We start from the raw sequence: 21082 nt of genomic DNA, 5'->3' as shown, positions 1-21082 counted from the left end.
GTGATCATGCGGCGATTCCACACGTCAAACACCCTGGAAAGGGCAAACTGTGCTCTCGATCAGGGACGTACGACTGCGACGGGGAGAAGCCCAAGTCATGGTGAAGGTGCGGTTGGAGACCAGCCGGGAGCACGTCGCCGAGCTGGCGCGGCTGCGTGATCCGATCGGCGCGGTGGAGGAGCTGATCTGGAACAGCGCCGACGCCGACGCCGGGCACGTGGTCATCGCCCTGGAACGCAACGACCTGGGCGGCGTGGACAGGGTCCGCGTCCAGGACGACGGCAGCGGGATGTCGGCAGAGCACTGCGAGGAGTATTTCCGGCCGATCGGCGCCTCCTGGAAGAAGCGGGCGCAGGGCAGCCCCGTGAAGAAGCGGGCCCTGCACGGCAAGAACGGACGAGGCCGGGTACGCGCCTTCGCACTCGGCACCCAGGTGCGCTGGACCAGCGTCAGCGACGCGCTCGGGGGGCGGCAGCAGTTGGTGATAGAGGCGGACCGGCGTTCCATGGACGAGTTCGACATCGGCGACCCGGAACCCACCGAGGACCCCGTCGGCACGCTCTTCGAGGCGTTCGGCGGGGACGAGCAGTTGAGCGTCCTGGCCGACGAGCGCGCCAGGTCATCGCTCACCACGGCATTCGCCACGTACCTGGAGAAGTATCCGGACGTCCGGATCGAGTACGACGGCCAGGACCTCGACCCGGCCGCCGAGCAGGCGCACGTCCGCGACTACGTCCTGCCCTCCCCCGCCGACCGGAACGGCGACCCCGCGCGGCTGAAGGTGGTCGAATGGCGCCGCCCCGTCACCCGCGCACTCTTCCTCTGCGACGGGGAAGCCATGTCGCGAGCCCAGCTCAAGCCCGGCATCCAGGCCCCGGGTTTCGAGTTCACGGCACATCTCAGCTGGTCCGGTTTCGACGATGTCGACTCCGAGGACCTCGCCTTCACCGACTGGGCCGCCTCCGGACCCCTCACCGAAGTGCTCGCCTCGGCTCGTGACCAACTCAAGGCCCACTTCCGGGCCCGCGCGGACGAACGACGGCGGGAACAGGTCGCGGAATGGCGTCGGGAAGGCATCTACCCGTACGCCGGGCAACCCGCCGGCGCACGCGAACGAACCGAACGCGAGACGTTCGACGCGGTGGCCACGACCGTCTTCCGTCACCTGCCCAGGTCCACCGGAACACGCAGGACCACGTTCGCCCTGCTTCGGTCCGTCCTCGCACATGAGCCCTCGGACGTGCTGCGGATCGCCGAGGAGTTGTTCAACCTCTCCAAGCAGGAACGGGAACAGCTCAACCGGCTCCTCGACCGCACCCCCTTGTCAGCGCTGGTCAAGGCATCGACGGCCGCGACCAGTCGACTGGACTTCCTGGCGGCCCTGGAGCACCTCGTCTTCGACCCCGAGGCCAAGAACCGCGTGAAGGAACGCTCCGAACTCCACCGGATGCTGGAGAACGAGTGCTGGATCTTCGGCGAGGAATACGGTCTGCATGTCAGCGATCGGAGCCTCAACGAGGTCCTGCGGCAGCACTGCCACCTGCTCGGCCGCGAGGAACCCACGAGCCCACCCGTGCTCCGGCCCGACGGGCGCCGCGGAATCGTCGACCTCATGCTGTCCCGCGCGTCCCGTCACCGACACGACGAACGGCACCATCTCGTGGTCGAACTCAAACGCCCCGGCCTCGTCCTGGGCTCGGCCGAGTTCGAGCAGCTCAGCAGCTACGCACAGGCCGTCCGCAAGGACGACCGCTTCCGGGACACCCGCACGACATGGGACTTCTGGCTGATCGGCAACGACATGACGGACACGCTCCGGGAGCTGTCCCACCAACCCCACAATCCCCCCGGCTGCGCCCTCAACCAGCCGACGTACCGGATCTGGGTACGCACCTGGGGCGAACTCGTCCAGGACTGCGAGACCCGGCTCCGCTTCTACGGCCAGCAGTTGGAGTACCAGTCCTCCACCGAACACGCCATGGACTACCTGGTCCGCAACCACGGCGACGCCGTGGCGGAACTGGTCGCCGACGGCACGATCCCGACTGCCCGCAGGGACGGTCAGCCCCCGGCCGCGTACGAGACGAAGTCCGACCAGGCGGACGGTGCGAGTGTGAGCTGAGGGAGGCGTATGTCCTTGGAGTCGCGGATGTGGACGGTGGCGGGGGTGTGGGCGATCTCGACGCAGGATTCGCCGTTGTTGCCACCGCTATAGCTGCTCTTGAACCACGCCAGTTCGGAGGCGTCCCCGGCGAGGGTCTTGCGCATCATGTCTCTCCCAGCAGTTGCTCGATGAAGGCCAGCGACTCCCCAGGCGGGAGGGCCTGCGCTCGGATGGTGCCATATTGCAGTTCAAGGACGCGGAGCCGCTTGAGGTCAGTGACAGGGCGCCCGTTGAACACGCCATCGCAGCGTCCCACCGCCGTACCATCCGCGAACTTCAGCAGCTCGATCCGTCCGTCCAGGCCGGAGTGGACCTCGCGGTGCGTCGGCATCACCTGAAGCGTGACGTTCCTCAACCGACCGACCTCCAGTAGGCGTTCAAGTTGCCGTCGCCACACCATTGTGCCCCCAAGAGGACGCCTCAGCGGCGCCTCTTCCAGCACAAAACTGATGGCAGGCCCGGGGTCACGCTCGAAGACGGATTGCCGAGCCATGCGGCCAGCCACCATCCGGTCCACATCGTCCTGCGAGTACGGGGGCTGCGCCGCCTCGATCGCCGCCCTGGCATGCTCCGGCGTCTGCAACAACCCGGCGATGATGTTGCACTCGTACCCCCCGATCTCAACCGCCTGCCCCTCCAGCTTCCCCAGCTCCCGCACCTTCTTCGGGTACCGGACCTTCTTCACGTCCTCCCAGGTCGCCGAGATGAGCCCGCCCGCGTCCAACACCTCGTCGGACTTGTCCAGATACTCCTGCCGGGGAATCCGCTTCCCGGCCTCGATCTTGTAGACGAGGTCCTCGCCGTACCCGATCGCCAGCGCGAAGTCCGCCACCCGCATCCCGACGGCCTCACGCCTCAGCTTCAGTTGTCGCCCCACCGTCTCGACGACCGCGACACCCCAGTCGTCGTCGGGGTCGACCTCCCAACCCGGCTCGTCCGTAGCGCCTTTGAGCCCGTCCGCGTGCATCACGCACCTCTCCGCCGTACCGATGTGACTCAACGCCCCCTACCCGTACGCCGGTTCCGGACAAGCTGGACAGTGCCGGACAAGGCCTGGACAGTAACCGTACGTACCGGCGTCGTCACTGTTCACCCTAGGCACGTACCGCCACGCTGAGTGATGTGAACCACGAAACCGTCGTCCCCGACACCGAACTCGTCGGCCCCATCCGCAACTTCAGCGTCCGGCTGTCCCCCACACCTCGCGGAGCCCGCCTCGCCCGCCTCCTCGCCACGGAGCAACTGCGCACGTGGGGACTGCCGTCGCACCCGGCGGACCACCTCGTCGCCGAGCTGGCGGCCAACGCGGCGACACACGGGCGGGTTCGGGGCCGCGACTTCGATCTGACGATGTACGTCATCGGCGTCACCCTTCGTATCGAGGTGACGGACACGCGCTGTGAACGGCTGCCCCGCCCCCAACTCCCCGATCCCGACGCCGAGTCCGGCCGGGGCCTGCTCCTCGTCGAGGCCCTCGCCGACCGCTGGGGCACCGCCCCGGGAAGGCCCCCGCGCAAGACCGTCTGGGCCGAGATCACCCTGCCACCGGACCCGGACCCGGACCCGGCACGAACACCGGCACCCGATTCCGTGTGCTCCGGTGCGACGAGCGGCTTCCCCTCAAAGGACCCGGCGGAGAAAGAACCCCACCAAACCCCACCCCTCCTCCCGCCCGGCAGGCCGCCTCACCCTCGCGGGTGAACATCGCCCGCTCAGCCGGATTCGGCAGCGGTCGCCTGCCCTACGCTCAGCGCGGCAGCACAGGCACCACGACCACAGCCGCAACCACAGCCGCAGACATACGTCGGCCCCCGCCGGGACCTGCAATCCCAGTGCGAGGGCCTGACCACCAAGGAAGCGAAACCCTTCCCGATGGATACCCAGCACCCTAGCGCGCCCTCGCGCGCTCACACCCGGCTTGCCGACAACAAGCCCCCGAACCAGCCCCCGAACCGGCAGAGCCGGTCCGGCCCCGGCGGCGGCCTGGTCCACGACCACACCCGCCACACCGCCCGCTTCACGGTGATCGGCAACCACCTCGCCCAGCACCCGGAGCTGTCGCTCCTCGCGATCGGACTGGCGACGCACATCCAGTCGCTGCCCAAGGGCGCTCGCGTCGACATCAAGACCCTCACGGCCCGTTTCAAGGAAGGCGCGACCCGGATCGCCGCCGCGCTGCGCGAGTTGGAGGAGCAGGGCTATCTGCGCCGGGAGCGCGTACGCGTCCCCGGCGGCCGAATCATCACCCGTACGACCTCCTGCAACCAGCCCGGCCACAGCCGTAGCCACGACCACGACCACGACCACGACCACGACCACAGCCACAGCCACGTCGAGGACGAGCCCGTACGCCCGGCGCACGCGCCCCGGAAGAACCCGGAGCAAAAGCCACCCCGCAAGCCCCTCCCCGCAGTCCCCCAACCCGCCCTCCGCTCCCCCACCCTCCTCCAGACCGCCACCGACCTCCTCGCCGACCTGCGCCGCACGGACCCCCGCCTGCTTCTCTCGGCCTGCGACACCGCGCACCTCGCCCCGGGCGTGGCCGCCTGGCTGGAGCGCGACCTCACCCCCACCGCCGTACGGCACGCACTGACCGGTGACCTCCCGAACGAGCCCCTCCGCCGCCCGGCCGCCTTCCTGGCCCACCGGCTCACGGCCCAGCTGCCACCCCTGCCGCCGTTCCGGGCCCCGGCGCCACCACCACTCGCGCAGTACGAGGTCACGAACTGCGACGGGTGCGAACGCGGTTTCCGTGGCCCGAGGGGAAGCCGCTGCCGCGACTGCCGGGAGGCGGCGGCGCGCGGCTTCCGAGCGGAAACCCGATAGGCATTACGTCGATCTGACGATATCCTCTCGTCGAATTGACGATATCGGCCCGTCGATCGAGGCCGCGACGCCACCGAGAGGCACCTTCCATGGACCCCGGACGCACGACCACCACAGTCCGCCTCATCCCCCAAGACCCCCAGTGGCTGCACGACTTCTATATGACCAACGACCTCCTCCTCGCCCCCTACCACGCGGCCTGGGTCGCCCGGGAGAACGGCGTGGGCGAGCACATCGCGCCCGCCTACCCGCCGGGGCTGGAGAACCTCACCGGCCTGGACGCGCCGAAGTCCCTCGACGCCTGGGGCAACATCCACCGCGCGTTCCCGCCCGCCCTGCGCAGCCGCCGCTCGCTCAAGGACCCCACCGCCGACCCGACCCGCCGCAGCCCACTGCGCGCCCCGGACGGCACCCCGCTCATCCCCCTCCACCCCGTCACCGTGGCCGAAGACGACCTGCGCGCCCTCAAGCGCGTCCGACGCGCCCTGCGCGTCGGCGCGAAGGCCAACCCCTCACTCCTCGTCACCCACCACCCCGACGGCTCTGCGGACATCGAGAGCGTGGCGAGCCCCGGCGAATACCTCGGCACGGTCGACCGGACCGTCGCGGTCCTCACCCTCACCCCCGACGAGGACGTCGAGACCCTGACCACCACCCTCACCACCGACCATGTCCCCGGGGGCGCCCAGCCCGTCACCACGCTCACCACGCTCACCACGCTCACCACCGACGAGTACGCGGCCTACGACCGCTTCGCCGACCGCCTCGCCGGCGCGGCCATGACCGGCCAGTTCATCGGCGACCGCGCCCTCTTCAGAAGCCGCTACTGACGGACGCCCGACCCGACGCCCGACTGACGGCCGTCCGGCCGCCCCTCCGCCAGCCCCTCCCGCAACGCCCCGTACGCCGCCTTCCGCCCGTACTCCTCGTCCATCGGCGTCGCCGCCCCCTGCCCCGCGAACACCCCGGGCACCCACGAGTACCGGTCCGTGAACCCCCACACCGTGAACGACGTGCAGCTCCGCGCCCCGAGGCACGCGTCCAGCAGCCTCCGGAAGTACGACGCCTGGGTCGCGAGCTTGTCGGAATCGGTCGGCAGGATCATCCGCACGTCCACCTCCGTGAACGCCGTCCGCATCCCCAGCGCCTCGAACCGGGCGAGGTTCTCCGCGACCTGCCCCGGGAAGCCGTACTGGATCGCGAGATGCCCCTGCGCGCCGAACCCGTGCACCGGTACGCCCTCCGCGCGCAACCGCTTCGCCAGTTCGTAGTACGCCGTGGACTTCGGGTTGACGCCCTCCACGTTGTAGTCGTTGAGGAAGAGCTTCGCCTTGGGGTCGGCGGCGTGCGCCCAGCGGAAGGCGTCCTCGATGTACGACGGCCCCAGCTCCCGCAGCCAGAGCGAGTTCCGCAGGCTGCCGTCCTCCTCGAAGACCTCGTTCACCACGTCCCACTGCTGGATCCGCCCCTTGTACCGCTTCACCTCGGTGGTGATGTGCTTCCGGAGAATCCCGCGCAGCTCGGCCGGGCCGATCGACCCGTCCGCCACCCCGGCCGTCAGCCAGCCCGGCAGCTGGCTGTGCCAGACGAGGGTGTGCCCGCGCACGACCTGACCGTGGGCGCGCGCGTGACGCACCAGGTCGTCGGCCGCCTTCCAGTCGTGGACACCGCGCCGCGGCTCCACCGACTCCCACTTCATGACGTTCTCGGCCGTCACCGAGTCGAACTCACGGCCCACAGTCCTGCGATACGTCCGGTCCTCGGCCAGCGCGGCCATGTCCACAGCCGTGCCGATGCGTAGGTCCGCCCGGTCGGCGAACTGTCTCAAGGTCGGCCCGGACGACCCGGACTGCCCCTGCGCCGAGGCCGGCTGCGCAGCCACCCCGGTGCACAGCAACGCCCCGGCGACCAGCGCCAGCACGGGCCTACGAAAGCGGTTCATGTACGTCACCGTCACCCCTGTCGCCCTCTCCCTGTCATGTCCGCCGGCTCTCCAGCGGCCCCAGATACGTCGGCGTCAACCCACCCATGTCGATCACCAGCCGTTGCAGCACCACCGTCGGGTCGACCATCCAGAACGTCAGCCGGTGGACCCCGGGCCCGGCGACCGCGTGCCGGGTCGCCGTCACGTTCACGTTGTCCGAGGTGTTGCGCGCCCACTGCTTGTTCATGAGGCCGTCGTCGGCCCCGGTGGCGGCATGGATGTCGACCACCCGCGGCTCCCCGTCACCGAAGGACACCGCGTACCGCAGTCCACCCGTCGCGAGCGCCGGGTTCCGCGGCGAGAGATACGCCCAGACCGTCACCTCGTCCACGGCCGACACCACGCCGACCTCGTACTCCAGGCGCGGCCCCGCTCCACCCGGTGTCCGCCGGGCCGCCGTCACCGGCCACGGGGTCACCCCCGCGCCGGTACGCCCGATGCGCTCGATCCGGCGCCAGCGCACGCGCCCGTCGGGCGACCCCACCGCCCGCGTGTAGTGCTCCGCGTCGATCGCCACGTACCCGCCCGCCTCGACGAACCCGCGCAGCCCCCGCGCCACCCGCGCCGACGGCTTCTCCGCGACGGCCTTCACCGTCACCGAGGCCCCGGCCCCGGTCACCGTCAACGAGCCCGAAGCCCGGCCCGCCGGCACCCGCCCCCAGTCCACCCGGACCCCCACCCGCACCTGCTCCTCGACCCGCCCCCGCGACCGCTCGACCACCAGCCACGGCGCCGACGACTCGATCCGGTACGAGAAGGGCGTACGCCCCCGGTTGAAGATCTCCACGTACTGCTGGGGCCGCGTCTGATACGGGCTGAACACCGGCAGAACGGCTTCCCTCACCGATCCGGGCCACCACTCCCCCGCGTCGTCCGCCCCGTCGACCGCGACCCCCAGCCCCGCCGCCTCCGGGACCTCGATCCGCCGCACCTTGGGGAAGATCTCGTCCGGGAGGGCCACATGGTCCTTCTCCGGCTGCTGCCACCCGGCGTTCGGCCCGTAGCGCTCGACATCGCCGTACCCGATGTGCGGCTGGGTCTGGAAGCCCCGCCATTTCCCGCCCGCCACCTCGGAGTTGAAGCGATCGGCCAACGCGAAGTCCCGTGCGAGCCCGGCCTCGGCGGCCTCCGCCCGGCCGTTGGTCGCGGCCCGCCCCTGCCCGGCGTACAGCAGGTTCTCGAACTCCGCCTCCCGCAGCCCGTACAGGTTCGCCGTCGCCAGCACCGCGTACCCGACCAGCTCGAACCAGGCGTCCTGGACCCCGGCCGGAAGCCGTCTCGCCACCCGCTCGGCCCGCTTCGCCAGCGCCCGCCACTCCTCGGTGACCCGCCCCAGCTCCCGGTGGCCGAAGTAGAAGGGCGTCTCCTGATCGTCGTAGACGATCTCAGGGGCGGCCTCGGGGACGGCCTCGGGAACGGCCTCCCCCGCGCCCTCGGCCACCGTGATCCGCCGGTTCAGCAGCTCGGGCTTCCGGCGCGCCTGCAACTGCCCGTACGCGCTCAGCACCTCGGCGATCTCCCCGGCGACGGCCTCCCCGAAGTTCTGCCGCGCGAACCGCCGCTCCCACTCCCCGAGGTCCTCCAGCCCCCAACGTCCCGGATTCCAGGCGAAGTTCAGAAAGAACTCGGTCGGCAGCTCGTTCCCCTTCAGATCGCCGACGTTCACCACCCACAGCCCGTGGTTCCCGTACGCGTCCGCCTCGTGCAGTTGCTCCCACAGATTCACGAGGTTCGCCGTGTCGACCCACTTGTAGTTGCGCCCGACCCCGACGTAGTCGAAGTGGTAGTACAACCCGTAGCCCCCAGGTCGTACGGGCTCCCCCGGGTCCGGATGCTTACGGATGTTCCCCCAGTTGTCGTCCGTGAGGACCACCGTGACATCGTCCGGCGCCCGCAGCCCCCGGTCCCAGTAGCGCTGGACCTCCTTGTAGAGGGTCCACACCTGCGGGGTCTCGGACGCCGGCCGCCCCGTCTCCTCCTCGATGATCCGGCGCTGCGCCGCGATGATCTCCCGCATCAGCTCGATGCCGTCGCCGTCGGGAAGGCTCGTGTCGCCGTTCCCCCGCATCCCGAGCGTGACGACACCCTCGAAGTCCTGCTCCACCATCCGCCGGACGCCGTCCCGCCAATAGGCCCGGACGGCCTCGGCGTTGCGGCGGTACGACCACTCGCCGGTGCCCCCGTAGGGGTCGCGCCCAGGGGTCACGACATTCCCGGACGCGTCCCTGACCGCCGGCACCGCGTGCCGGTTCCACTCCTCGATCCCCCGCATCATGGGCGCCTCGTGAGACGTGCCCATGACAATTCCGTACTCCTTGGCCCGCGCGTGGTTCTCGGGATCGTCCTCGGCGAAGGCCCGCCCCCACACCGCCGGCCAGACGTAGTTCCCTTTCAGCCGCAGCAGGACCTCGAACACCTTCGCCCAGAAGTCCGCGGTGAAGCCCCCGGGATGCCCCGGCGCCTTCCCGGGCCCGAAGTACGCCGGCGCCCACGTCCCGAGCGCCGGGTTCTCGTCGTTGATGAAGATCCCCCGGTACCGCACGGCAGGCGTCCCCTGGCTGAAGCGGCCGGGCCGCACGTACACCGCGTCCCGCCGGACCGGCGGCGCATCGTCCCACCAGTACCAGGGCGAGACACCGAGGCCGTACGAGACGTCGTACGCCCCGAAGATCGTCCCGCGCGGATCGCTGCCCGCGACGACGAAGGCCCGCTCCACCCCGGGCATCGGCCGCTCCACGACCGTCTGCAACGAGGTCTCCCACTTCCCCCGCACCCCGTCGACGTCCAGTTTGCCGGCGGCGATCAGCCCGTCGATCAACGGACTCCGCCCGATCGTCCCCACCAACACGACCTCGGCCGCCATCCCGCTCCCCGGCCGCACCCCCGTCACCCGCTCGATGTCGTCCCGCAGATCCCCGGCGACCCGTACGACTCCGGGGTGATCCTGGGGGCCGACCACCACCGGCACCCCGACCAGCGAAAACCCGCCCGCCACGGGCGAGAAGGACAGATACGCCCCGGGATCCGTCACCCGAGGAGCCCCACCGCCGCCCTCGGCCCACGCGCCCCCGACCCCCATCGACAACACCGGCACCGCACCGATCCCCGCCCCGAGCACACCCCTACGGCTGACGTACCCAGACATGCCGAACCCCTCCACCCGGTATTTGGTCAGCGGCATGACAAATGGTGGGGGGAGCGCCGCGAGGGGACAACGGGTCGTACGCGCCGAATAGTTTCGGAGCCTGCCGCCTGAAGCCCGAGGGCCCGCACGGTCTTCGCCGTACGGGCCGCTCGGCCTACTTCTCCTCGAACGAGTCCCTACGGGCGCCGCTGCCGTCCCAGGGCACTTCCTTGCAGGGCTTCGCCTTTCCCTTGACCGCGTATGAGCTCCCGGCGGGGCTGACCGAGCCCTTGACCGGCTCCGGATCCTCGAAGACCAGGGTGTCGCCGGGGCGCAGGACGTACGTGTAGTCCACGATGACGTCGCCGCTCGACCCGTCCGTCCAACGCAGCGGGTACATCTCGCCCCGGGGCTGCGCACAGACGAAGCCGCTCCTGGGCTTGTCGACGCTGACATGGACGCCCTCGGCCCGCAGACGCTCCGCCAGCTCCCGCTTGTCGTCCCCGCCCAGGACGATCTCCCCCATGCTGACCCTGACGCTGCCGTCCCCGTTCCGCTCCACCGCGAACGCCGGCGCCCCACCCGTCGACGACGGCAGCGCCACCACCACCCCCGCCGCCGCGACACACGCCGCGAGGGCGACGAGCGCCCGCCGGGTCGTGATCGTGCGGCGGATCACGGGCTCGGGCACGTCCGCGGCCCGCAGTGCGATCTCCCGCTGGAGCTCGTCCAGCAGCCGGTCCTCGAAGGTCTTCGTCGTCCTCGTGGTCATGCCTCTCCCCCTGCGTAGCTCAGTCCTGCCGGATGATCACTGCCCACCGCCGCCGAGCGCAGCGTCCGACGCGCCCGGTGGAGCCGTACACGCGCTGTGACCTTGCGTATCCCCAGCGCCGCGGCGGCCTCGGTGACGCTCAACTGGTCGACGGCGACGAGTTCCACCACCGCGCGCTCCCCCTCTGGCAGCCCGTCCAGCGCGGCCAGCGCCCGCCGCCCGGCCGCCTCCGCGTCGAGCTTCTCCTCCAGCCGGGCGATGTCGTCGCCCTCCAGCAGCCGCCGACCGGCGATACGGCTGCCCAGCACCTGCTGACGCGCGCTCCTGCGGGCCTCCGCCGCCACCACATTGCGCGCGATGCCGTACAGCCAGGCCGTCTCGCTGCCGAGGTCGGGCCGGTACGCGCGAGCGGAGTCGATCACCGCGAGGAAGGTCTCGGCGGTGAGATCGGCGACGGTGTGCGGATCGGTGACCCGCCGGGCCATGAAACGGGTGACGGTGTCGACATGGCGGCGATAGAAGACCTCGAAGGCCGCCGGGTCGTACATCTCCCCCGGTGGACCGCCCCGGCCTCTGCTGTCCGGTGCCAAGGTGAGTACCTCCCGTGGTCGGTCGTGCTGTCACCTGTACTTGGACCGGGGCGGGCAGGACGTTACGGGAAAGCACGGGCAGGACGTTACGGAAAGCGGAAGAGGCCCGTACGACCGAAGTCGTACGGGCCTCTCCAGAGACCTGCCGGGTCAGCCCTCGCGGGCCAGGATCACTTGGTGATCTTGATGACCTGGCCGGCGCCCACGGTCCGGCCACCCTCACGGATGGCGAACTTCAGGCCCTCTTCCATGGCGATGGGCTGAATGAGCTCAACCTTCATCTCCGTGTTGTCGCCGGGCATGACCATCTCGGTGCCCTCGGGGAGGGTCACCACGCCGGTCACGTCCGTCGTACGGAAGTAGAACTGCGGGCGGTAGTTGTTGAAGAACGGCGTGTGGCGGCCACCCTCGTCCTTGGACAGGATGTAGGCCTGGGCCTCGAACTCGGTGTGCGGCGTGACCGAACCGGGCTTGATGATGACCTGGCCGCGCTCGACGTCCTCGCGCTTGATGCCACGGAGGAGCAGACCGACGTTCTCACCGGCCTGGCCCTCGTCGAGCAGCTTGCGGAACATCTCGATGCCGGTGACCGTGGTGGTGGTCTTGTCCTGCTTGATACCGACGATGTCGACGGTCTCGTTGACCTTGAGGACACCACGCTCGATACGACCGGTGACGACGGTGCCACGACCGGTGATCGTGAAGACGTCCTCGATCGGCATCAGGAACGGCTTGTCGACGTCACGCTCGGGCTGCGGGATGTTCTCGTCGACGGCCTTCATCAGGTCGAGGACGGACTGGCCCCACTCCTTGTCGCCCTCAAGGGCCTTGAGCGCCGAGACCTTGACGACCGGCAGGTCGTCGCCCGGGAACTCGTACTCGGAGAGCAGCTCACGGACCTCGAGCTCGACGAGCTCCAGGATCTCCTCGTCGTCCACCATGTCGGCCTTGTTCAGGGCGACGACGATGTAAGGAACGCCGACCTGGCGGGCCAGGAGCACGTGCTCCTTGGTCTGCGGCATCGGGCCGTCGGTGGCGGCGACGACGAGGATGGCGCCGTCCATCTGCGCCGCACCCGTGATCATGTTCTTGATGTAGTCCGCGTGACCGGGGCAGTCGACGTGGGCGTAGTGACGGGTCTCCGTCTGGTACTCGACGTGCGCGATCGAGATCGTGATACCGCGCTGGCGCTCCTCGGGAGCCTTGTCGATCTGGTCGAACGCCGAGGCCTCGTTCAGGTCCGGGAACGCGTCGTGCAGCACCTTGGTAATGGCGGCCGTGAGGGTCGTCTTACCGTGGTCGATGTGACCGATGGTGCCGATGTTGACGTGCGGCTTAGTCCGCTCGAACTTCGCCTTCGCCACTGGGGTCCTCCTGTGGAGTGGTTCTGAACGCCTTGCTTCATCGGCGCCAGGTGATCTTTGCTGGAAAGTCCGGGCCCCAGGGCAAACAACCGTGTTTGTGGCTGTTTACCCCACCAGGCTCCGGAGTCAAGCCTAAAGCGTGCGAACGGGGTGCGTTACTCGCCCTTGGCCTTCGCGATGATCTCCTCGGCGACGTTCCGCGGAACCTCGGCGTAGGAGTCGAACTGCATCGAGTAGCTTGCGCGACCCGAGGTCTTGCTGCGGAGGTCTCCGACGTAGCCGAACATCTCCGAGAGGGGCACGAGGCCCTTCACGACGCGGGCACCGGCCCGCTCCTCCATGGCCTGGATCTGACCACGGCGGGAGTTGATGTCGCCGATGACCTCACCCATGTAGTCCTCGGGCGTGGTGACCTCGACGGCCATCATCGGCTCAAGAAGCACGGGGGACGCCTTGCGCGCGGCCTCCTTGAAGGCCTGCGAACCGGCGATCTTGAAGGCGAGCTCGGAGGAGTCGACCTCGTGGTAGCCACCGTCGATGAGCGTGACGCGGACGCCCGTCATCTCGTAGCCCGCGAGGATGCCGAACTGCATGGCCTCCTGCGCACCGGCGTCCACCGAAGGGATGTACTCCTTCGGGATACGGCCACCGGTGACCTTGTTCACGAACTCGTACGAGGCGTCGCCGCCCTCGATCGGCTCGATCGCGATCTGCACCTTGGCGAACTGGCCGGTACCACCAGTCTGCTTCTTGTGCGTGTAGTCGACGCGCTCGACGGCCTTGCGGATCGTCTCGCGGTAGGCGACCTGCGGCTTGCCGACGTTGGCCTCGACCTTGAACTCACGGCGCATACGGTCGACCAGCACCTCGAGGTGCAGCTCGCCCATACCACCGATGATGGTCTGGCCGGTCTCCTCGTCCGAGTGGACCTGGAAGGAGGGGTCCTCCTCCGCGAGACGCTGGATGGCGACACCCAGCTTCTCCTGGTCACCCTTGGACTTGGGCTCGATGGCGACCTGGATGACCGGCGCCGGGAAGTCCATGGACTCCAGGATCACCGGCTGCTTGTCGTCGCACAGCGTCTCACCGGTCGTGGTCTGCTTCAGACCCATCACGGCGATGATGTCGCCGGCGCCCACCGACTCGATCTCCTCACGCTTGTTCGCGTGCATACGGTAGATCTTGCCGATGCGCTCCTTCTTGCCCTTGACGGAGTTCAGCACGGCGGTGCCGGACTCCAGGCGGCCCGAGTAGACCCGGACGAAGGTGAGCTTGCCGAGGTGCGGGTCGCTCATGATCTTGAACGCCAGCGCGGACAGCGGCTCGTCGTCGGACGGCTTGCGCTTGACGACCTCCTCCGGGTCGTTGACGGCGTGGCCCTCGATGGCCTCGACGTCAAGCGGCGTGGGGAGGTAGCGCACGACCGCGTCGAGCAGGGGCTGGACGCCCTTGTTCTTGAACGCGGTGCCACAGAACACGGGGGTGACCGTGATGCCGTCGGACTTGCCGGTCGCGATGGTGATGCGACGGATCGCGGCGTACAGCTGCTCCTCGGTGGGCTCCTGGCCCTCCAGGAACAGCTCCATGATCTCGTCGTCGTTCTCCGCGACGGCCTCGACCAGCTTGCCGCGGTACTCCTCGGCGGCCTCGGTGTGCGTGGCCGGGATGTCGACGACGTCGTACATCTCGCCCTTGGCGGCCTCGGCGGACCACACGAGCGCCTTCATGCGGACCAGGTCCACAACGCCCTTGAAGTCCATCTCGGCGCCGATCGGCAGCTGCATGACGAGCGGGACGGCACCCAGGCGGTTCGAGATCATGTCCACACAGCGGTGGAACTCGGCGCCGGTACGGTCCAGCTTGTTCACGAAGCAGATGCGCGGCACGCCGTAGCGGTCGGCCTGACGCCACACCGTCTCGGACTGCGGCTCGACACCGGCGACACCGTCGAACACCGTGACGGCACCGTCGAGGACGCGGAGCGAACGCTCCACCTCGACCGTGAAGTCGACGTGCCCGGGGGTGTCGATGATGTTGATGGTGTAGTCGTCGTCCTCGAGCGGCCAGTGACAGGTGGTGGCAGCAGAGGTGATCGTGATGCCACGCTCCTGCTCCTGCTCCATCCAGTCCATGGTGGCGGCGCCGTCGTGGACCTCACCGATCTTGTAGCTGACGCCGGTGTAGAAGAGGATCCGCTCGGTGGTGGTCGTCTTGCCCGCGTCGATGTGGGCCATGATCCCGATATTGCGGACCTTGGCCAGGTCAAGTGAAGTGGTAGCCATAAGGCTTCGGTCTTCTCTCGGTCTCGATGGGGGTAGCGACTACCAGCGGTAGTGCGCGAAGGCCTTGTTGGACTCGGCCATCTTGTGGGTGTCCTCGCGCTTCTTCACAGCGGCACCGAGGCCGTTGGAGGCGTCGAGAAGCTCGTTGAGCAGACGCTCGGTCATGGTCTTCTCGCGACGGGCGCGGGAGTAACCGACCAGCCAGCGCAGCGCGAGCGTGTTGGCACGACCGGGCTTGACCTCGATCGGAACCTGGTACGTCGCACCACCGACACGGCGGGACTTGACCTCGAGGGTCGGCTTGATGTTCTCCAGCGCGCGCTTCAGCGTGATGACCGGGTCGTTGCTGGTCTTCTCGCGCAGGCCCTCCATGGCGCCGTACACGATGCGCTCGGCGGTGGAGCGCTTGCCGTTCAGCAGCACCTTGTTGATGAGCGACGTGACAAGAGGAGAACCGTAGACCGGGTCGATGATGACCGGGCGCTTCGGGGCGGGGCCCTTACGAGGCATTTCTACTTCTCCTTCTTGGCGCCGTAGCGGCTGCGGGCCTGCTTGCGGTTCTTGACACCCTGGGTGTCGAGCGAACCGCGGATGATCTTGTAGCGAACACCGGGCAGGTCCTTCACACGGCCGCCGCGCACGAGCACGATGGAGTGCTCCTGCAGGTTGTGTCCCTCACCCGGAATGTAAGCGGTGACCTCGATCCCGCTGGTCAGACGCACACGCGCGACCTTACGCAGGGCCGAGTTCGGCTTCTTCGGGGTGGTCGTGAACACACGCGTGCAGACGCCGCGACGCTGGGGCGAACCCTCGAGTGCGGGCGTCTTGTTCTTCTCGACCTTGTCCTGCCGGCCCTTCCGGACCAGCTGCTGGATCGTAGGCACTACTTCTCCGGTTTCTGTGTGCCGAATGGTGAAGCTAACCTGAAACATTCGCCGACCCACGCGGTCGGGTGTGTCGAAACTGCAGACTCCCGCCGCAAGGCAGAAAGGGCGCAGAGTACGGTGGCCGCTTACGGCTCCCCCTGTGCGGTTGAAGGCACGCACGAGAGCCAGGGCACACCCCAGGCACAAGGTCTGAGCGTACCTACCTCATTCGCTACGGTCAAAACAAATGGGCGGGCGGGGGTTTAGCCACGGGGCGCCCACACGGCGGAATCCCACCCGAACACGCCTCCACGCCCCGCCGCGCCCCCCACCGACTCCCTGGCTCCTGGGCGCCGCCTCCCGGCCTCCTGGCCCCTGTCAGCCGCCTCCCGGCCCAACGGGTTCCCCGCACCCCCTGGGGGCACCCCGGGGTGTTCCTGGGCGCCGCCAGGCCGTCAGACACCGCTCGCGGACATCTCCAGGAGGATGATGAGGGCGAGGAAGAAGGCCCAGCCGGCCACGGAGAGCCAGCCGAGGATGATCCCGGCCAGCGCGAAACCGTCACCGCCCTCGCCCGTGCGCTTGATCTCGGCGCGGGCTGTGTGACCGAGGATCACGGCCGGAATGCCGGTGAGCCCCATCGTCATGGTGGTGAGGACGCCGCACACCATGGAGCCCACGGCCTTGCCGTTGGTGGCGGGCGGCGGCAGCGGCGCCGGCATGAACGTCCTGGGCACCGGGGCGCCCATCATGGCGGTCGGCTGCATCCCCGAGGGGCCCTGCGGAAGGTCGGCGACCAGCAGGGACAACTCCCCCACTGTGCGCGCCTTGTAGGCCCGCTCGACGCGCCGCTCGTACTCGTCCTGCGGAAGGCGGCCCTCGCTGAAGCCCGCCTTGAGGACATCGACGGCACGCTCACGGTCGGCATGGGCGGCGAGCAGCGAAGGACTACTGCCCTGCGCCTGCTGCTGCCACGGCATCGGCTGCCACGACGGGTTCGACACGAGAAACACTCCCCCGGACTGGTTGTTCCTCCATGATGCTCCAACGCACAACCCACAGCACCGGTTCCCGCACCGGTTCTGTTGCGGTTCTGCTACCGCGCGCCCACGCCGAAGGGCGGCCACCCCGCGCGAAGCGAGGTGACCGCCCTTCACAAGCGACTGCTACCAGAGACAACTACTACTGGTTGTACGGCCCGTAGTCGTAGTCCTCCAGCGGAACGGCCTGGCCGGAGCCCGTGCCGAACGGCGAGTAGTCGATGTCGTCGTAGCCGACGGCCGAGTACATCGCGGCCTTGGCCTCCTCGGTGGGCTCCACCCGGATGTTGCGGTAGCGGGACAGACCCGTACCGGCCGGGATGAGCTTACCGATGATGACGTTCTCCTTGAGGCCGATGAGGCTGTCGGACTTGGCGTTGATCGCCGCGTCCGTCAGGACTCGGGTCGTCTCCTGGAAGGAGGCGGCCGACAGCCAGGATTCCGTCGCCAGCGAGGCCTTGGTGATACCCATCAGCTGCGGACGACCGGAGGCCGGGTGACCGCCCTCCTGGACCACACGACGGTTCTCGGTCTCGAACTTCGAGCGCTCGACCAGCTCACCGGGCAGCAGCTCGGCGTCGCCGGACTCGATGATCGTCACGCGGCGGAGCATCTGCCGGATGATGATCTCGATGTGCTTGTCGTGGATCGACACACCCTGCGAGTTGTAGACCTTCTGGACCTCGCCGACCAGGTGGACCTGGACGGCACGCTGACCCAGGATGCGCAGCACGTCGTGCGGGTTGGTGGCACCCACGGTGAGCTTCTGGCCCACCTCGACGTGCTCGCCCTCGCTCACCAGCAGACGGGCGCGCTTCGAGATCGGGAACGCCGTCTCGTCGCTGCCGTCGTCCGGCGTGATGACGATCTTCTTGGTCTTCTCGGTCTCCTCGATGCGGACGCGACCGGCCGCCTCGGAGATCGGGGCGACACCCTTCGGCGTACGGGCCTCGAAGAGCTCGACGACACGCGGCAGACCCTGCGTGATGTCGTCACCGGCCACACCACCGGTGTGGAAGGTACGCATCGTCAGCTGGGTACCGGGCTCACCGATGGACTGGGCGGCGATGATGCCGACCGCCTCACCGATGTCGACCAGCTTGCCGGTGGCCAGGGAGCGGCCGTAGCACATGGCACACGTACCGACCTTGGACTCACAGGTCAGGATCGAGCGGGTCTTGACCTCCTCGACACCGTGGTGCACGAGCTGGTCGATGAGCACGTCGCCCAGGTCCACGTTGGCCGGCGCGATCACCTTGCCGTCGATGACGACGTCCTCGGCGAGCATCCGGGCGTAGACGCTGGTCTCGACGTCCTCGGCCTTGCGCAGGATGCCGGCCTCGTCCTTCGAGGCGATCCGCAGCTTCAGACCGCGCTCGGTGCCGCAGTCCTCCTCGCGGATGATGACGTCCTGCGAGACGTCCACCAGACGACGGGTCAGGTAACCCGAGTCGGCGGTACGCAGGGCGGTGTCCGCCAGACCCTTACGGGCACCGTGCGTGGAGATGAAGTACTCAAGAACGGACAGGCCTTCTCGGAAGCTGGCCTTGATGGGACGCGGGATCGTCTCGTTCTTGGCGTTCGACACCAGACCACGCATACCGGCGATCTGACGCATCTGCATCATGTTTCCGCGGGCGCCGGAGTCGACCATCATGAAGATGGGGTTCGTCTTCGGGAAGTTCGCGTTCATCGCCTCGGCGACCTCGTTGGTCGCCTTGGTCCAGATCGCGATGAGCTCCTGCGTGCGCTCTTCCTTGGTGATCAGACCGCGCTCGTACTGCTTCTGGACCTTCTCGTCCTGCGCCTCGTACCCGCGGACGATCTCCTTCTTCGCCTCGGGAACGACGACGTCGGAGATGGCCACGGTGACACCGGAACGGGTCGCCCAGAAGAAGCCGGCGGCCTTCAGGTTGTCGAGCGTCGCCGCCACGATGACCTTGGGGTAGCGCTCGGCCAGGTCGTTGACGATCTCGGAGAGCTGCTTCTTGCCCACCGAGTAGTCGACGAACGGGTAGTCCTCGGGCAGCAGTTCGTTGAAGAGCGCGCGGCCCAGGGTGGTGCGCAGACGGAACGAGTCCCCCTGCTGCCACTCGGGCTCGCCCTCCTCGCGCTCCGGCGGGGTCCAGCCGCGCGGCGGGATGGTGCCCACCGGGAAGCGGATGTCCACCGCGGACTGCAGCGCCAGCTCGCCGGCGTCGAACGCCATGATCGCCTCGGCCGTGGAGGCGAACGAACGCCCCTCGCCCTTGACGTCACGCAGTTCGCCGTCGGTGGTGAGGAAGAACAGACCGAGGACCATGTCCTGGGTCGGCATCGTCACCGGACGGCCGTCGGCGGGCTTCAGGATGTTGTTCGAGGACAGCATCAGGATGCGGGCCTCGGCCTGCGCCTCCGCGGAGAGCGGCAGGTGCACGGCCATCTGGTCACCGTCGAAGTCCGCGTTGAACGCGGTGCAGACGAGCGGGTGGATCTGGATGGCCTTGCCCTCGACCAGCTGCGGCTCGAAGGCCTGGATGCCGAGGCGGTGCAGGGTGGGCGCACGGTTCAGCAGCACCGGGTGCTCGGCGATGACCTCTTCGAGGACGTCGTACACGACGGTACGGCCGCGCTCGACCATCCTCTTCGCGCTCTTGATGTTCTGCGCGTGGTTGAGGTCCACGAGCCGCTTCATCACGAACGGCTTGAACAGCTCCAGCGCCATCGCCTTCGGCAGACCGCACTGGTGCAGCTTGAGCTGCGGACCGACGACGATCACGGAACGCGCGGAGTAGTCCACACGCTTGCCGAGCAGGTTCTGACGGAATCGCCCCTGCTTGCCCTTGAGCATGTCGCTCAGGGACTTCAGCGGGCGGTTACCCGGGCCGGTGACCGGGCGACCACGACGGCCGTTGTCGAACAGCGCGTCGACGGCCTCCTGGAGCATGCGCTTCTCGTTGTTCACGATGATCTCGGGCGCGCCGAGGTCGAGAAGCCGCTTCAGTCGGTTGTTCCGGTTGATCACACGGCGGTACAGGTCGTTCAGGTCGGAGGTCGCGAAGCGGCCACCGTCCAGCTGCACCATCGGACGAAGGTCCGGCGGGATGACCGGCACGCAGTCGAGCACCATGCCCTTGGGGCTGTTGCTGGTCTGCAGGAACGCGGAGACGACCTTGAGGCGCTTGAGCGCACGGGTCTTCTTCTGGCCCTTGCCGGTGCGGATGATCTCGCGGAGGCGCTCGGCCTCCTCGTCGAGGTCGAAGGACTCCAGGCGCTTCTGCAGCGCCGCGGCACCCATCGAACCGTCGAAGTACGTGCCGAAGCGGTCCCGCAGCTCGCGGTAGAGCAGCTCGTCACCTTCGAGGTCCTGGACCTTGAGGTTCTTGAAGCGGGTCCACACCTCGTCGAGGCGGTCGATCTCGCGCTGCGTACGGTCGCGCAGCTGCTTCATCTCCCGCTCGGCGCCTTCGCGCACCTTGCGGCGCACATCGGCCTTGGCGCCCTCGGCCTCCAGCTCGGCCAGGTCGGTCTCGAGCTTCTTGGCGCGGGCTTCGAGGTCGGCGTCCCGCCGGTTCTCGACCTGCTGACGCTCCACGGAGACATGCGCCTCCAGGGAGGGCAGGTCACGGGTGCGGCGCTCCTCGTCGACGTACGTGATCATGTACGCCGCGAAGTAGATGACCTTCTCCAGGTCCTTCGGGGCGAGGTCGAGCAGGTAGCCCAGCCGCGACGGAACGCCCTTGAAGTACCAGATGTGGGTGACGGGAGCGGCCAGCTCGATGTGGCCCATCCGCTCACGGCGCACCTTGGCGCGAGTGACCTCGACGCCACAGCGCTCACAGATGATGCCCTTGAAGCGGACACGCTTGTACTTGCCGCAGTAGCACTCCCAGTCCCGGGTCGGACCGAAGATCTTCTCGCAGAAGAGTCCGTCCTTTTCGGGCTTGAGCGTGCGGTAGTTGATCGTCTCGGGCTTCTTGACCTCGCCGTGGCTCCACTGACGGATGTCGTCAGCGGTGGCCAGACCGATCCGGAGCTCGTCGAAGAAGTTGACGTCGAGCACTATGCGTCAATCCCTCTCAGGGTTGTAA

General features: G+C 68.4%; 16 protein-coding genes. 4 read left to right on the top strand and 12 right to left on the bottom strand.

From position 1 onward, the window contains the following. Positions 1–97: 97 nt before the first annotated feature. Positions 98–2122 carry an ATP-binding protein gene (locus F9278_RS30585; RefSeq protein ID WP_152171189.1) on the top strand — a complete coding sequence of 675 codons (2025 nt, stop codon included), beginning with the start codon at positions 98–100 and terminating at the stop codon, positions 2120–2122. Here F9278_RS30585 and F9278_RS30580 read toward each other — a convergent pair. After that, entirely contained in the window at positions 2062–2271 is a 210-nt protein-coding gene (locus F9278_RS30580; protein WP_152171188.1) for a DUF397 domain-containing protein, read from the bottom strand. The genes F9278_RS30585 and F9278_RS30580 overlap by 61 nt on opposite strands. Further along, positions 2268–3131, bottom strand: a complete 864-nt coding sequence (locus tag F9278_RS30575) for a helix-turn-helix domain-containing protein (protein WP_152174225.1) — start codon at positions 3129–3131, stop codon at positions 2268–2270. Before F9278_RS30575 ends, F9278_RS30580 begins: the two co-directional genes overlap by 4 nt. Before the next feature lie 155 nt (positions 3132–3286). Between F9278_RS30575 and F9278_RS30570 the strand changes: the two genes are divergently transcribed. The 3 genes from F9278_RS30570 to F9278_RS30560 all read left to right on the top strand — a co-directional run bounded on the left by F9278_RS30570 (position 3287) and on the right by F9278_RS30560 (position 5820). Beyond that, positions 3287–3865, top strand: a complete 579-nt coding sequence (locus F9278_RS30570) for an ATP-binding protein (RefSeq protein ID WP_152171187.1) — start codon at positions 3287–3289, stop codon at positions 3863–3865. A 171-nt stretch (positions 3866–4036) separates the two neighbouring features. Beyond that, positions 4037–4990, top strand: coding sequence for a helix-turn-helix domain-containing protein (locus F9278_RS30565; RefSeq protein WP_152171186.1), 954 nt, complete (start codon positions 4037–4039; stop codon positions 4988–4990). Between the two features lie 89 nt (positions 4991–5079). Next, positions 5080–5820 carry a hypothetical protein gene (locus F9278_RS30560; protein ID WP_152171185.1) on the top strand — a complete coding sequence of 247 codons (741 nt, stop codon included), beginning with the start codon at positions 5080–5082 and terminating at the stop codon, positions 5818–5820. Here the strand turns inward: F9278_RS30560 and F9278_RS30555 are convergent. The 10 genes from F9278_RS30555 to F9278_RS30510 form a co-directional block, all read right to left on the bottom strand. Next, the gene (locus F9278_RS30555; RefSeq protein ID WP_193241704.1) at positions 5814–6932 is read right to left on the bottom strand and encodes an endo-1,4-beta-xylanase; all 1119 of its coding nucleotides are present in this window, start codon (positions 6930–6932) and stop codon (positions 5814–5816) included. The two genes, F9278_RS30560 and F9278_RS30555, sit on opposite strands and share 7 nt — an antisense overlap. 34 nt (positions 6933–6966) lie before the next feature. Then, positions 6967–10119 carry a glycosyl hydrolase 115 family protein gene (locus F9278_RS30550; protein WP_152171183.1) on the bottom strand — a complete coding sequence of 1051 codons (3153 nt, stop codon included), beginning with the start codon at positions 10117–10119 and terminating at the stop codon, positions 6967–6969. Between the two features lie 154 nt (positions 10120–10273). Then, positions 10274–10870 (bottom strand): hypothetical protein, encoded by a 597-nt coding sequence (locus F9278_RS30545; RefSeq protein WP_152171182.1) that lies wholly within the window; start codon positions 10868–10870, stop codon positions 10274–10276. After that, positions 10867–11418 carry an RNA polymerase sigma factor gene (locus F9278_RS30540; RefSeq protein ID WP_152174224.1) on the bottom strand — a complete coding sequence of 184 codons (552 nt, stop codon included), beginning with the start codon at positions 11416–11418 and terminating at the stop codon, positions 10867–10869. The genes F9278_RS30545 and F9278_RS30540 overlap by 4 nt, the downstream gene beginning before the upstream one ends. A 212-nt stretch (positions 11419–11630) precedes the next feature. Then, the gene (gene tuf / locus F9278_RS30535; RefSeq protein ID WP_037694088.1) at positions 11631–12824 is read right to left on the bottom strand and encodes an elongation factor Tu; all 1194 of its coding nucleotides are present in this window, start codon (positions 12822–12824) and stop codon (positions 11631–11633) included. Between the two features lie 155 nt (positions 12825–12979). Next, positions 12980–15106 (bottom strand): elongation factor G, encoded by a 2127-nt coding sequence (fusA, locus tag F9278_RS30530; RefSeq protein WP_152171181.1) that lies wholly within the window; start codon positions 15104–15106, stop codon positions 12980–12982. Between the two features lie 39 nt (positions 15107–15145). Next, complete coding sequence (gene rpsG, locus F9278_RS30525; protein WP_005481264.1) at positions 15146–15616, bottom strand: 30S ribosomal protein S7; 471 nt, start codon at positions 15614–15616, stop codon at positions 15146–15148. 2 nt (positions 15617–15618) lie between these two features. Then, complete coding sequence (gene rpsL / locus F9278_RS30520) at positions 15619–15990, bottom strand: 30S ribosomal protein S12 (protein WP_003948652.1); 372 nt, start codon at positions 15988–15990, stop codon at positions 15619–15621. Between the two features lie 437 nt (positions 15991–16427). Then, on the bottom strand, positions 16428–16952 hold the full coding sequence (locus F9278_RS30515; RefSeq protein WP_193242049.1) for a DUF1707 and DUF4190 domain-containing protein: 525 nt from the start codon (positions 16950–16952) through the stop codon (positions 16428–16430). Positions 16953–17154: 202 nt separating this feature from the next. Then, on the bottom strand, positions 17155–21054 hold the full coding sequence (locus tag F9278_RS30510; RefSeq protein WP_152171180.1) for a DNA-directed RNA polymerase subunit beta': 3900 nt from the start codon (positions 21052–21054) through the stop codon (positions 17155–17157). Positions 21055–21082: the final 28 nt, after the last annotated feature.

This window comes from Streptomyces phaeolivaceus (assembly GCF_009184865.1).
In the GTDB taxonomy this organism is placed as follows: domain Bacteria; phylum Actinomycetota; class Actinomycetes; order Streptomycetales; family Streptomycetaceae; genus Streptomyces; species Streptomyces phaeolivaceus.
Note: the sequence above shows the minus strand (reverse complement) of the source record. Positions and strands in the feature narration are given on the sequence as shown.